At 32.3% G+C, this 12,596-nt stretch carries 10 protein-coding genes, 8 tRNA genes and 3 pseudogenes; 15 read left to right on the top strand and 6 right to left on the bottom strand.

Annotated features, from left to right (window positions below; all coding sequences use genetic code 11):
- Positions 1–95: 95 nt before the first annotated feature.
- From ABLV90_RS13155 to ABLV90_RS13140, 4 genes and pseudogenes are all read right to left on the bottom strand, one after another.
- Positions 96–1,088, bottom strand: coding sequence for a peptidylprolyl isomerase (locus ABLV90_RS13155; protein ID WP_460872749.1), 993 nt, complete (start codon positions 1,086–1,088; stop codon positions 96–98).
- A gap of 253 nt (positions 1,089–1,341) precedes the next feature.
- On the bottom strand, positions 1,342–1,899 hold the full coding sequence (locus tag ABLV90_RS13150; protein WP_460872748.1) for a DUF3267 domain-containing protein: 558 nt from the start codon (positions 1,897–1,899) through the stop codon (positions 1,342–1,344).
- A 268-nt stretch (positions 1,900–2,167) separates the two neighbouring features.
- A pseudogene (locus ABLV90_RS13145) lies at positions 2,168–2,540 on the bottom strand (YtxH domain-containing protein).
- Between the two features lie 79 nt (positions 2,541–2,619).
- Positions 2,620–3,045: an HIT family protein gene (locus ABLV90_RS13140; protein ID WP_046466338.1), complete on the bottom strand. Its 426-nt coding sequence runs from the start codon at positions 3,043–3,045 to the stop codon at positions 2,620–2,622.
- 127 nt (positions 3,046–3,172) lie between these two features.
- On the opposite strand from ABLV90_RS13140, the gene ecsA reads away from it, so the two are divergent.
- Both ecsA and ecsB read left to right on the top strand, forming a co-directional pair.
- Complete coding sequence (gene ecsA, locus ABLV90_RS13135; protein WP_460872747.1) at positions 3,173–3,910, top strand: ABC transporter ATP-binding protein EcsA; 738 nt, start codon at positions 3,173–3,175, stop codon at positions 3,908–3,910.
- Complete coding sequence (gene ecsB / locus ABLV90_RS13130; protein ID WP_285323449.1) at positions 3,907–5,130, top strand: ABC transporter permease EcsB; 1,224 nt, start codon at positions 3,907–3,909, stop codon at positions 5,128–5,130. Before ecsA ends, ecsB begins: the two co-directional genes overlap by 4 nt.
- A gap of 83 nt (positions 5,131–5,213) precedes the next feature.
- Here the strand turns inward: ecsB and ABLV90_RS13125 are convergent, their stop codons facing one another.
- Positions 5,214–5,717, bottom strand: coding sequence for a signal transduction protein TRAP (locus tag ABLV90_RS13125; RefSeq protein WP_460872746.1), 504 nt, complete (start codon positions 5,715–5,717; stop codon positions 5,214–5,216).
- A 260-nt stretch (positions 5,718–5,977) separates the two neighbouring features.
- Here ABLV90_RS13125 and hemE point away from each other — a divergent pair, with 260 nt between their 5' ends.
- From hemE to ABLV90_RS13060, 13 genes and pseudogenes are all read left to right on the top strand, one after another.
- The gene (gene hemE, locus ABLV90_RS13120; RefSeq protein ID WP_460872745.1) at positions 5,978–7,012 is read left to right on the top strand and encodes a uroporphyrinogen decarboxylase; all 1,035 of its coding nucleotides are present in this window, start codon (positions 5,978–5,980) and stop codon (positions 7,010–7,012) included.
- A gap of 84 nt (positions 7,013–7,096) precedes the next feature.
- Positions 7,097–8,021: pseudogene (hemH, locus tag ABLV90_RS13115) on the top strand (ferrochelatase).
- A 17-nt stretch (positions 8,022–8,038) separates the two neighbouring features.
- Positions 8,039–9,434 (top strand): annotated as a pseudogene (gene hemY, locus ABLV90_RS13110) (protoporphyrinogen oxidase).
- Positions 9,435–9,627: 193 nt separating this feature from the next.
- Positions 9,628–10,185 (top strand): RBBP9/YdeN family alpha/beta hydrolase, encoded by a 558-nt coding sequence (locus tag ABLV90_RS13105; protein ID WP_427707920.1) that lies wholly within the window; start codon positions 9,628–9,630, stop codon positions 10,183–10,185.
- Positions 10,186–10,560: 375 nt separating this feature from the next.
- A tRNA-Met gene (locus tag ABLV90_RS13100) sits at positions 10,561–10,632 on the top strand.
- A gap of 12 nt (positions 10,633–10,644) precedes the next feature.
- A tRNA-Asp gene (locus ABLV90_RS13095) sits at positions 10,645–10,720 on the top strand.
- 10 nt (positions 10,721–10,730) lie between these two features.
- Positions 10,731–10,803 (top strand) — tRNA-Phe (locus tag ABLV90_RS13090).
- 20 nt (positions 10,804–10,823) lie between these two features.
- Positions 10,824–10,899: transfer RNA gene (locus ABLV90_RS13085), tRNA-His, on the top strand.
- Between the two features lie 14 nt (positions 10,900–10,913).
- Positions 10,914–10,987: transfer RNA gene (locus ABLV90_RS13080), tRNA-Gly, on the top strand.
- Positions 10,988–10,997: 10 nt separating this feature from the next.
- Positions 10,998–11,072: transfer RNA gene (locus ABLV90_RS13075), tRNA-Asn, on the top strand.
- Between the two features lie 3 nt (positions 11,073–11,075).
- A tRNA-Glu gene (locus ABLV90_RS13070) sits at positions 11,076–11,147 on the top strand.
- A gap of 45 nt (positions 11,148–11,192) precedes the next feature.
- Positions 11,193–11,281 (top strand) — tRNA-Ser (locus tag ABLV90_RS13065).
- Between the two features lie 177 nt (positions 11,282–11,458).
- The gene (locus tag ABLV90_RS13060) at positions 11,459–11,899 is read left to right on the top strand and encodes a carboxymuconolactone decarboxylase family protein (protein ID WP_460872744.1); all 441 of its coding nucleotides are present in this window, start codon (positions 11,459–11,461) and stop codon (positions 11,897–11,899) included.
- A gap of 73 nt (positions 11,900–11,972) precedes the next feature.
- Here ABLV90_RS13060 and ABLV90_RS13055 read toward each other — a convergent pair whose 3' ends face one another.
- Positions 11,973–12,536, bottom strand: coding sequence for a PepSY domain-containing protein (locus tag ABLV90_RS13055; protein ID WP_427707010.1), 564 nt, complete (start codon positions 12,534–12,536; stop codon positions 11,973–11,975).
- Positions 12,537–12,596 lie beyond the last annotated feature (60 nt).

The following is a 12,596-nucleotide window of genomic DNA, read 5'->3' as shown; positions in this document are numbered from 1 at the left end:
TTTTCTATTATAAAAAAGGCTGATAGAATCTCTTTTAGAATCTATCAGCCTTTTTGAATTTGTGTGAGCTATTTCAGAGACACTGTGATGGCTTTTTATTGTCCTGTAGACATTCCGGCGCCACCTTGTTGCATAGCTTGTTGCTGTTGCTGTTGTTGTCGCTGTTGTTTTATTTTTTCTGGGTTTAAGATTGAATCTTCAATAGCTTTTTTGATATCTCTATCCTTATAGTCTACATTATATTCATCTAATAATTCTTTGTATGCATCTGTTAATAGTTTAGGCTCTTTTTGTACTTTAGATTGTAATAATTGAGATTTAAGTTTATCTTTTTGTTTATCAAAGTCGTCTTCTTTGTCTGCTTTAATAATATGATAACCATAATCTGTTTTCACTACTTTAGAAATTTCGCCTTCTTTAAGTTTAAAGAGAGCTTTTTCAAATTTATCTTCCATTTGGCCTTTCATAACATAACCTAAGCTACCGTCTTTTTTAGCTGATGATTTATCTCCTGATTCTTCTTTTGCGATTTCACCAAATTTGTCTGGATCTTTATCGACTTGTTTTTTGATTTTTTCTGCTTTTGCTTTTGCATCTTTATCAGATAAACCTTCTTTATCATCTTCATTTTCTTTTACTTTAATTAAGATATGAGAACCTTTTTTAGTGTTTTCTTTGATTTCTTTATCTGAAACATCGACTTTGTCATTAAGTAATTCTTTTTGATAAGCTTGCGTTTTCTTCTGTTCTTTATAATCACTTATAGACATTTTTTGCTGTTTTAACATACTTTCAAATTGTTCTTTACCGCCATATTGTTTTTGTTCTTTTTCAACTTCTTTGTCGATGTCTTTCGTATTAACTTCGTCTTTATATTTATCTGCTAGTAATTTGTTTAATAAGATTGAGAATGAACTGTTGGCAATTTGTTCATCGCCCATTTTGCTCATGACATCTTCTACTTTAACGTCTCCGACTTTTGATGAAATAATCGTATCATCTTTTGAATCTGTTGCACTACTACCACAAGCACTTAATAGCAACGCGCTTGCCGTAACCGGAAGTATAACTTTTTTAAATGTTTTCATGGTTGGAAACTCCTTTTGTAATAATAACAACGTAAATATAACATATTATGCTGTGTTCACCAATAAGAAACCCTATTTCTAAGACTATAGTATTAGTAAATATATAAAAAAATAGATTATTAAAATTAATTTGAATAAAAAACAAAAAAGTGGGATAGAAATCAAAATTTAAAATTTGATTTCTATCCCACCCACAAGACGTATTAGGTATCTGATAGATAGCATGTCGCTTGTATGTCAAAGACACTATGCATTATTGTTCATATTTAGTGTCAACTTTATTTAGAATATTAATACCAGTTTGATGTTCTTCTATATATGAACCTTCATTGGAAAATAGTATTATTTTTAAATAAAGAAAATCCATTACTGAATAACCCATATTTAATGCAAGAATAAACATAAAGTAGTGACCAAATTGTGGGAACTGTATGCCGGCATATGCACAGATGCTCGTAATAATGATTACAGGCGTAATTAAATCAAAGCAAAAGTAATATTTATTTACAGGTGTGTTCACATACGTATTATAAAAAGGAACGGATTTATGTCGCACTAATTTATATTTTTTGAAAGATTTATAATAAGGAAACAGAAATACTAAATGAATTGCTTTATGAATAGGGTATAAGATCACCACTAACACTAAAAATACTAAAAAATATTGATCCGTCAATTTCGTATTGGAAAAGAAATACAAAATTTCATAGGCAATTAAGAATGTAATGATCGTTGTGACTAAACTTAGAAATGCGATTCTAGGTAAGCCGAAACGTGCATTTATATCAATTTGGCGTGTACATAGATACATAACTAAATCATGCTCCTCTACTTAATAAATATCAGCACTTATATACTTTCGTATTATCTATCCTAACAGTAAAAAGGTCAAGATAATTTTGAATATGTAATAGGGCGCATATAAAAGAAGAAATAAGCGATCAATTGAATGCTTTTATAGGAGTTTATATCAGTATATAAAAAGAGCTGTAAACCTCATTATGGACAATGCTAAAGGTTACAGCTCTATGTTTAGGTTTGATAGATGTTTAGCATAAAATCAATTGAATAACTGTAGGTTACTTATCTTTTTCAAAAGTTTTGCTAATTTCTTCGCCACGATTTTGTAAATTCTCGATATGAGACTGTAATTTTTCAATGTTAGGGTTGATATCAGATTTGAAATCACCAATCATTGTTTTCACTTCATCACCAATTGTACTACCAAATTCTGTACTTTCAGATTTAATTTGAGAGATATAATTCGTAATATCATTTATACTTTGCTTAATGGTATTAATTTCTCTATCAACTTCTGATTCAGCGCCGGCAGGTCTTTTTGTTTGTGCATTAAATTGGTTAGACTCTCTTTTATCGCGATTCATTAAAGCAAAGCCAAGACCAGTTGCAACGCCAAGCACCAAGACCTAATAATATTTGAGCTGTTTTCATAAAAATTCTCCTCATTTCTAAATAATATCGCATTCTTTAATATGTTTTATATACCCCGTATGAGATAAGATAAGCATATTTAGTCGAATTGAGCTGCTATTTCTTGTGCGAGTTTAGCTTTTTGGTCATCATCAATCGTATCTTCATGCGTTTCCCATTTATAGCCAAAGCCATCCACATCGTTTTCATATCTTGGTAAAAAGTGGAAATGAAGATGGAAGACAGATTGATCGGCAAATTCACCATTATTCTGTATAATATTTAATCCATCAGGGTTAAATGCTTTTTTAATCGCATTTGCCACTTTAGGTAATGCCGCACCAATATGTTTCATTGTCTCAGTATCTGTTTCGAAAATATTGGCTGATGCTTTTTTAGGAACTAATAGTGTGTGACCTTTTGTAACTTGAGAAATGTCTAAAAATGCGTAAACATAATCATCTTCGTATACTTTATGGCTAGGTATGTCACCATCAATAATTTTACTAAAGACTGTTTCTGACATGAATCTTCACTCCTTGTAAGATTGTTACTGACTATTATAGCATTAGTATATTATTTCCGTCATTTTTCGCAGTAAATTTATGCCTATAGACTGATTTTTGATACAATATAATTTGTGGAGGTGCCATATGACAGTAAAAATAGAACATTTAACAGGCGGTTATGGTAAACGACCTGTAATTAAAAATATAAATTTTGAATTAACCCAAGGTGAAATTGTTGGGCTTATTGGATTAAATGGAGCAGGTAAAAGTACGACAATCAAGCACATGCTTGGTTTACTGACACCTATGGAAGGTGAGATGACAATTTCTAATATAAATATAAAACAAGATGTTGAAACTTATAGAAGAAAATTATCTTATATTCCAGAGTCTCCAGTTATTTATGAAGAATTAACATTGCAAGAACATATCTACATGACAGCTATGGCTTATAATATTAGCAAAGAAGTCGCAATGGAGAAGGCACAACCTTTATTAAAAATATTTCGCTTAGAAGATAAATTAAATATATTTCCAAGCCACTTTTCTAAAGGTATGAAGCAAAAAGTAATGATTATTTGTGCCTTTATTGTAGATCCAGAATTATACATTATTGATGAACCATTTCTTGGATTAGATCCTCTAGGCATTCAATCAATGTTAGATTTAATGGTTGAGAAAAAAGACGAAGGTCGTACTGTATTAATGAGTACACATATTTTAGCAACTGCAGAAAGATACTGCGATAGATTCTTAATTATGGACGAAGGGCAAATTGTAGCATTCGGAAACTTAGATGAACTAAGAGCACAAACAGGCTTAGAAGGTAAAACATTAGATGAAATATATATCCATGTCACACAAGGTGGCCAACAAACATGAATCAAAATGCGAAACAATTATTTAATACAAGAAAACAAGAGATAAGCAAAGAAAAGCAATACTATAATAAATTCATCTTTAATGGCCATTTCTCCGTATTTCTTGTAATTATGTTTGGTGCCTTTCTAGTAGGCTATGGTGATTGGCTACAATCTATACCACATGATTTTAATTACGCTTTGATTGCTAGTATCGTCGTAGCATTAACATCTATGTTTCCAATTAGAACGTTGCTTAAAGATGCGGATAGACTTTTTCTATTACCATTTGAAAAACACATGTCGGAATATATGAAACATAGTTTGATTTATAGTTACTTTTCTCGAATAGGGTTTCAAGTATTAATACTAATTGTGTTATTCCCATTGTTCTTTGTGATTAATAATCAAACGTTTGGTTTTTATATTTTGTTTGCTGTATTAGCACTCATTTTCCCATTGCTAGGTTTATTATTAAAATGGCAATGGTATAAATACCGATTAGAAGGTTGGTCTCTGTATGTATTACTCTTTATTATTTTCACCTCGGGATATTACTTAGCATTAGACCCGAAACAATTATCAAGTATTACTTCTGTTTTCCTCCTCGTGGGTATAACAATGTTAATCCGTTATCAAAATAAGACACATTTATATCCTTGGGAAAGAATGATTAAATCAGAACATCAACATCACATGAATTATTATAAATTCGTTAATATGTTCACGGATGTAAAACATCTTAAAGAAACAGCAGTAAGAAGAAGCTATCTAGATCCATTGCTGATTACGCCTAAGCGTAAAAAGTTTAATTCAAATTATATGTATCTTTATTTATTTATAAGAAGTTTTGTACGTGGTAAAGATGCTTTTAATATTATTTTAAGGTTAGTAATGCTTGCACTTGTTTTAATGTTTTGGTTAGAACAACCTATTATCATGTTAATTATTGGTAGCTTGTTTATGTACATTATCTTATTACAAATGGCACAATTTTATACACAACAAGCCTATGGGTTGTGGCCACAAGTATGGCCCGTTACTGAATCGAAAGTAATAAAAGGATATGAACAATTCTTGTATAGATTAATGTTAATTGTAGGAGCGTTATTTATTATCATCTATGCTGTAGTATTTCCGCTCTATAGTTACTTTGGTTTGTTATACTTCCTTGTAGGTTGGCTAACAATTTTAAATGTCATTAAAAAACTTAAATATCAAGAAACATTGTTAAGAGATTAAAAAAAGTCGTTTCTCGATGTGTTAGATAGTTTATCTAGCGCATAAGAAACGACTTTTTATTTTAAAAATTGTAATTTCCAATATTAATTATCATCAATCGGGAATAAATATCTTTCGAAATAACTCGAATGTTGACGACTTGAGCCGAAGAACTGGCTTAATGCCGGCTTATCAAAGTTGTCTTTGAATAAAGACGAAGCTCTAAAATCTTCATAAGCATTTCTACTTTCGAAGCCAAAGTAAATCTTATATGTTAAACCTTGTTCCGGTTTTAAGAAACGATAACTTCTATAACCAACAAATTGATTGAAATCAGTAGAAAAGCCTTCCAATTTTTTCTCTAATTGATAAGCATGATCTTCTGAAGTCGGAATAAATATTACTGAATAAAAGTTATTCTCATCTAAATCGCCCTCAGCCTTTAGAACTTCATAAACTAAAGGTTGTTTTAAAACGGATTGATTATCTGTTTCTTCAATGATTACTGAAGAGTCAGAAGCTGAAAATTGTAATAAGTTATGATCAGGGTTATTAAGTCTGATTTGATTCAAATAACCAAAAGTACCATAAGATGCATGAATTTTCATAAGATTTCCCCCTTGCTTTGTTTAAGAAAGTGCATATAACTATTATACTGTACTATAGATATATCTATGTTATCAAATAAATATAATAATAGTCTTTGATAACATTATAATAGATTTCTAAAAGAAAACAATAGTCAAATGATTAAGATGGTAAAAGTAGACTGTTTGTCTTTTTTATGACATTTTAACACAATGAAATACGGGGTATATAACAGTATGGTATTATAAATAAGAATGATTATAATGTAGGAGGATTCAAGGTGCATAATAAAAATAATACAATCCTAGATATGATAAATGGTGAGGCGGTAGACCACACACCAGTATGGTTTATGCGTCAAGTCGGTAGATCACAGCCTGAATATAGAAAATTGAAAGAAAAGTATTCTTTATTTGAAATTACACATCAACCTGAGTTATGTGCTTATGTTACACATTTACCAGTTGATAATTATAATACAGATGCGGCGGTGCTGTATAAAGATATTATGACACCACTTCAGCCGATAGGGGTAGATGTAGAGATTAAATCTGGTATAGGTCCAGTAATTCACAACCCTATAAAAAATATACACGACGTTGAAAAATTAGGAAAGATTGATCCTAAGCGTGACGTGCCATATGTTTTAGATACAATAAAAATATTGACTGAAGAAAAATTAAATGTGCCATTAATTGGTTTTACGGGAGCGCCATTTACATTAGCAAGTTATATGATTGAAGGTGGACCTTCAAAGAATTATAATTTTACTAAAGCAATGATGTATAGTGACGAAGCAACTTGGTTTGCACTTATGGATCATTTAGTAGACATGTCCATCACATATACCTCTGCTCAAGTTGAGGCTGGCGCAGAGATAATACAAGTGTTTGATTCATGGGCTGGGGCGTTAAATGTAAAAGATTATCGTTATTACATTAAACCAGCGATGGAGAAACTTATTAAGGGTATAAAAGCGAAACATGATGTACCTGTAATATTATTTGGTGTAGGTGCAAGTCATTTAGCACAGGAGTGGAATTCATTACCTATCGATGTATTAGGTCTAGATTGGAGACTCTCTATCAAAGAAGCCGGAGATTTAAATATCACTAAAACACTGCAAGGCAATTTAGACCCATCATTGTTATTAGCACCATGGGACGTTATTGAAGAAAGATTAAAACCAATATTAGATCAAGGTATGGAACATGGACAGCACATTTTCAACCTTGGACATGGCGTTTTTCCAGAAGTTAAACCAGAAACACTTAAACGTATAACAACATTCGTTCATGATTATACTAAGAGATAGTAGACATAAACACACGTCATCAAGAGTAACAATTTATTATGTCATATACATCTAAAATTTATTATACAAAAGGATGATTTAAAAATGACAAAAACAATAGGCTTATTAGTTATGGCATATGGAACACCATATCAAGAAAGTGATATTGAGGCTTACTACACAGATATTAGACATGGGAAAAAACCTACTGAAGCAGAATTACAAGACTTAAAAGACAGATACAAACATATCGGTGGGTTATCACCATTAGCTAATACAACCAATCGCCAAGCTGAAACACTTTGTGATGCACTAAACGAAGCTTACAGTGATGTTGAATTTAAATTATACATTGGTTTGAAACACATACATCCTTTTATAGAAGATGCGGTTCAATCAATGTATGATGAAGGTATAGAAGAAGCAGTTACAGTAGTATTGGCGCCACATTATTCTAGTTTCTCAGTTGGTTCATATAATACGAGAGCTCAAAAAGAAGCGGATAAATATGGTATTACATTTAAACATGTAGAACACTATTATCAACAACCTAAATTCATTCAATATTGGACAGAAAAAGTGAATGAGTCATTATCGGAAATTCCAGAAGAAGAACATAATGAAACAGTGTTAGTTGTATCAGCGCACAGCACTGCCAAAAGAACTTATTGAGCAAAATAATGATCCATATCCAAATGAATTACACCATACGGCACAATTATTAGAAGAACATTCTAATATTCTCCATGTAGCTGAAGGGTGGCAATCTGAAGGTAATACTGGTACACCGTGGTTAGGGCCTGATGTTCAAGATTTAACTAGGGCGTTATATAAAGAACATGGCTATAAAAATTTCATTTACACTCCTGTTGGTTTTGTATGTGAACATTTAGAAGTGTTATACGATAATGATTATGAATGTAAAGTAGTCTGCGACGAATTAGGCGTTAACTATTTCCGTCCCTCAATGCCTAATACGGATCCATTGTTTATTGGGGCAATCGTTGATGAAATCAAAAATGTTTATTAAAGGAAGCGTGAACTGTTTTGACTAAAAGTATTGCGATTATTGGTGCTCGGTATTACAGGTTTATCAAGTGCATATTTTATTAAAAAACAACGACCTGACATTGATGTCACTATATATGAAGCATCTAATAGAACTGGTGGTAAAATTCAAACTTATAGAACTGAAGGTTACACCATTGAACTTGGGCCAGAATCCTATTTAGGACGCAAACAGATAATGACAGATATTGCTAAAGAAATTGGTTTAGAAAATGACCTTATTACAAACCAAACAGGACAGTCTTTTATATATGCTAAAAATAAATTATTTCCTATCCCAGGCGGATCAATTTTAGGTGTGCCAACTGACATTAAACCATTTTTAAAGACAAAATTAATTTCTCCTACGGGTAAATTAACAGCCGGATTAGATTTATTTAAGAAATCGATAGAAATGAACCATGATATTTCAGTAGGATCATTTTTCCGCCAACGTCTAGGGGATGAAGTGTTAGAAAACTTAATAGAACCTCTAATGGGTGGTATTTACGGTACGAATATAGATGACTTGAGTTTGATGAGTACTTTTCCAGAATTCAAACAAAGAGAAGAACAATTTGGCAGCTTAATTAAAGGTATGCGATATGAAAAAGAACAACGACAAAAACAACGTCAACTATATCCAGGTGCGCCAAAAGGACAATTCAAGCAATTCAGACATGGTCTGAGTTCATTTATAGAAGCTTTAACAAAATATGTTTTAAATCTAGGTGTCAAAATAGAGTTTAATACGCCTATTCAAGATATTATTGTTGCTCAAAAATCTTATGAAATCGTCACATCAGAAACGAAAACTGAATATGATGGTGTCCTAGTTACTACGCCACACCAAACATTTATGCAATGGTTTGGCAATGATCCTTCCTTTGACTATTTCAATACAATGAATTCTACGACTGTGGCAACAGTCGTATTAGCTTTTGATGAAGAAAATATTGAAAACACATATGACGGTACCGGATTTGTCATTGCGCGTACAAGTAAGACAAGTATCACTGCATGTACATGGACAAGTAAAAAATGGCCATTTACAACACCAGAAGGTAAAGTACTTATTCGTGCATACGTAGGTAAACCTGATGACACGGTCGTGGACGATCACACAGATGAGGAAATTGTAAATATTGTTAAAAAAGATTTGAGTCAAATGATGACATTTAAAGGTGCACCAGATTTCAGCATCGTGAATAGATTACCTAAAAGCATGCCGCAATACCATGTAGGCCATATAGATCGTATTAAAGAATTACAAACACATATTAAAACAAGCTATCCAAGACTACGTATTACTGGTGCCTCATTTGAAGCAGTAGGGTTACCTGATTGTATTCAACAAGGCAAAAATGCTGTCGAAGAATTAATAGCTGAACTATAATAGAAAGTTTAAAGAGCCGCTACTTCGATATAATAAGTTATTATATCGAAGTAGCGGCTTATTTTTATATTTTTAATTGTTGGATAATTTAATATTTATAATAATTGTGAGATACTTAATATATAGTGTAGTAGAAACGTATGCAGTAGCAATATAACAATGGTTTATGAGCTATTGTACAGGGGGAGTAGTTATGACAGATATTATAATTGTACATTCAAAAATTGGAGGTGCCACAAATCATTGGTATAAATGGTTAGCTAATAATCTTATTTTAGAAGGTTACAATGTAACATTATTTGATTTACCAGTAGAAGAAAATGATAATCTTGAGCAGTGGGTGGAAAGAATGAAAGACCAGATCACTGTAAAAAAATATGAAACGTATTTTATAACACATGGTTTTGGTACTTTAGCATCACTAAAGTATATAGAAGAAATGAATATAAACCACATCGAAGGATTGTTTAGTGTTGCGGGCTTTATGGATGACGCGGAAGAAATAGATGCCTACATCGATCCTGAAACAAAAGCAATCGATTATGAGATTGTTAAAAATAAAGTAGATGAATTTTATGGTTTATGTTCTAAAAATGATGAATATGTATCGTATTTAGAAACTAAAAGATTAATGGATACATTAAATGGTGTATGTAAAGTTACAGAGAACGGTGGCCACTTTATAGAAGATGATGGCTTCACTACATTCACAATTTTACATGGAAAAATGCAAGGCATTATGAGTAAGTAATTTACTATTGTACATTAAAGAACATTATTTAGTTAGTTATTGTTCTTTAATGTACAATATTGAATGTAATGACATCACTATAAATGTAGTATTTAAGTATGAAAACAATAGAATTTTGTATAAATAAGGAACTAAAGATAAAATATTATTATTATATTCCTTTTTTACACAAAATAGTTTATAAAAGTTATTGACTAAAGTGTTGGAAATTTATATACTAAGTTAGTATTGATTGATAGGGGATGTGCAAACATCAATTATCGCATTAAAGTTTTAACTCCTGATTAAGCCAATGTAAATTACTTTTAAAAAGTTGTTGACATTAAGTAAAGATTCATGGTATATTAATTGGGTAGGCGTCATTAATAATATTACCGCGGGATGGAGCGGCGGTAGCTCGTCGGGCTCATAACCCGAAGGTCGGTGGTTCAAATCCGCCTCCCGCAATTTTTTATTTTAGGTCTCGTAGTGTAGCGGTTAACACGCCTGCCTGTCACGCAGGAGATCGCGGGTTCGATTCCCGTCGAGACCGCCATTATCATTATGGTTCAGTAGCTCAGTTGGTAGAGCAATGGATTGAAGCTCCATGTGTCGGCAGTTCGACTCTGTCCTGAACCATTTTTTTAATATTAGTTTTGGCGGTTGTGGTGAAGTGGTTAACACATCGGATTGTGGTTCCGACACGCGTGGGTTCGATCCCCATCATCCGCCCCATAATGATTAATTAAGCGGGTGTAGTTTAATGGGAAAACCTCAGCCTTCCAAGCTGATGTTGTGGGTTCGATTCCCATCACCCGCTCCATTTTAATTATTCCACAGTAGCTCAGTGGTAGAGCTATCGGCTGTTAACCGATCGGTCGTAGGTTCGAGTCCTACCTGTGGAGCCATATGGCCCCGTGGTCAAGCGGTTAAGACACCGCCCTTTCACGGCGGTAACACGGGTTCGAGTCCCGTCGGGGTCATACAAACAGAAGTGAAATATCGCTTCTGTTTTTTTATATTCTATTGGAGAGTTGTCCGAGTTGGCCGAAGGAGCACGCCTGGAAAGTGTGTAGACGTCACAAGCGTCTCGAGGGTTCGAATCCCTCACTCTCCGCTATTTGATTATGATTTCCCTCATTACTCATCATTCCTTAGAATGTTGAGTAATGAGGGTTTTTTATTTCGTCTAACTATTAAAAAGATGGGTACTAAACAAAGAAATTGTGATTTTTAAATTTAAAAACTATACTAAATTAGAAAGCTTGAAAATCATAATTACGGGGGCTCATACTTGGAAAATAGAATAGATTATTATGAAATTGCTAGGGAAGAAATGGCATTAATTATGGATTTGGAAAAACAATTAAAGAAAACATCTATTAATAGAAAGTTACGAGAGTTGATTAAAATACGTGTTTCTCAAATAAACGGTCGCGCTTTTTGTATTGGTATGCATACTGCAGATGCTAGAAAAATGAAAGTATCAGAAGAAGAAATTTATTTATTAAACGCATGGCATGAAACAAATATATATTCTGTAAAAGATAAACTAGCTTTTAAACTTGCAGAAGCAGTGACAAATATTACTGTAAATGGCGTTACAGAGGAACTATTTAACGAAGTTCGTAAAGTGTATACAGAAGAGGAGTACACAGACTTAATATTAATCATTAATCAAATTAATATGTGGAATAGATTATCTATTTCTATGGGGAATAAACATATCGTGTAAGTCATAAATTTATAGAAATAATAAAGGAGAATCAATAATTTAATATTGATTCTCCTTTGTTATTTAGTGCGTTTTAATCATCTTGTTCATTGTTTAGTACATCGCCACTTTTAGCATCTATTGTGATTTCGTGCTTAGTACTATCATCTTTTAGGTCTAAATCGTAAACGAGTTTGCCATCATCTTCAGATAGGGACCATTCTTTGATGTCGCCATCAAATTCTTCTTGTCCTTTTTTGATAGCATCTTTATAATCGATGGCATCACTATATTTAAAGGCTTCATTTTTATTTACTGAATCTTCATTTTCAGTGTTTTTATTTAAAACTTCTTTGTTTTTATCAGAAATGATAACTTCTGATTCTTCACCATTTTTTTGTTGCTCTATTTTATAAGCCCATTCACCATTACTCTTTTCATAAGAGATACCTTTTAAGTCTTGTCCGCTATATTCATCTTGTGCTTTTTTAATAGCATCTTCAGGGCTTGTTTTGATTTTATCTAAAGCAATAACTTGTTTATCTGTATCTTTATTACTAGAATCCTCAGATTTAGTATCGCTCTCTGAATCTCCATTACCACATGCCGTAAGCAAAATACCTGATAGTGCAACCGCAGTCACCAATTTTAATTTCATTTTTATCTCTCCTTGTAAATGATTCATTAACAAGTATATACCCATTAATAATACTTTTAA

The sequence above is a fragment of the Staphylococcus sp. 2S1 genome, from assembly GCF_046721335.1.
GTDB classification, from domain to species: Bacteria; Bacillota; Bacilli; order Staphylococcales; family Staphylococcaceae; genus Staphylococcus; species Staphylococcus equorum_A.
The sequence above is the reverse complement of the archived record's forward strand: the minus strand, read 5'-3'. Positions and strand labels throughout refer to the sequence as shown.

What these genes read in the sequence shown, in the direction of transcription:
- ABLV90_RS13055 (WP_427707010.1), bottom strand. Translation starts at nt 12,536, where the DNA reads ATGAAATTAAAATTGGTGACTGCGGTTGCACTATCAGGTATTTTGCTT.
- ABLV90_RS13105 (WP_427707920.1), top strand. Translation starts at nt 9,628, where the DNA reads ATGACAGATATTATAATTGTACATTCAAAAATTGGAGGTGCCACAAAT.
- ecsA (WP_460872747.1), top strand. Translation starts at nt 3,173, where the DNA reads ATGACAGTAAAAATAGAACATTTAACAGGCGGTTATGGTAAACGACCT.
- ecsB (WP_285323449.1), top strand. Translation starts at nt 3,907, where the DNA reads ATGAATCAAAATGCGAAACAATTATTTAATACAAGAAAACAAGAGATA.
- ABLV90_RS13140 (WP_046466338.1), bottom strand. Translation starts at nt 3,045, where the DNA reads ATGTCAGAAACAGTCTTTAGTAAAATTATTGATGGTGACATACCTAGC.
- ABLV90_RS13150 (WP_460872748.1), bottom strand. Translation starts at nt 1,899, where the DNA reads ATGTATCTATGTACACGCCAAATTGATATAAATGCACGTTTCGGCTTA.
- ABLV90_RS13125 (WP_460872746.1), bottom strand. Translation starts at nt 5,717, where the DNA reads ATGAAAATTCATGCATCTTATGGTACTTTTGGTTATTTGAATCAAATC.
- ABLV90_RS13155 (WP_460872749.1), bottom strand. Translation starts at nt 1,088, where the DNA reads ATGAAAACATTTAAAAAAGTTATACTTCCGGTTACGGCAAGCGCGTTG.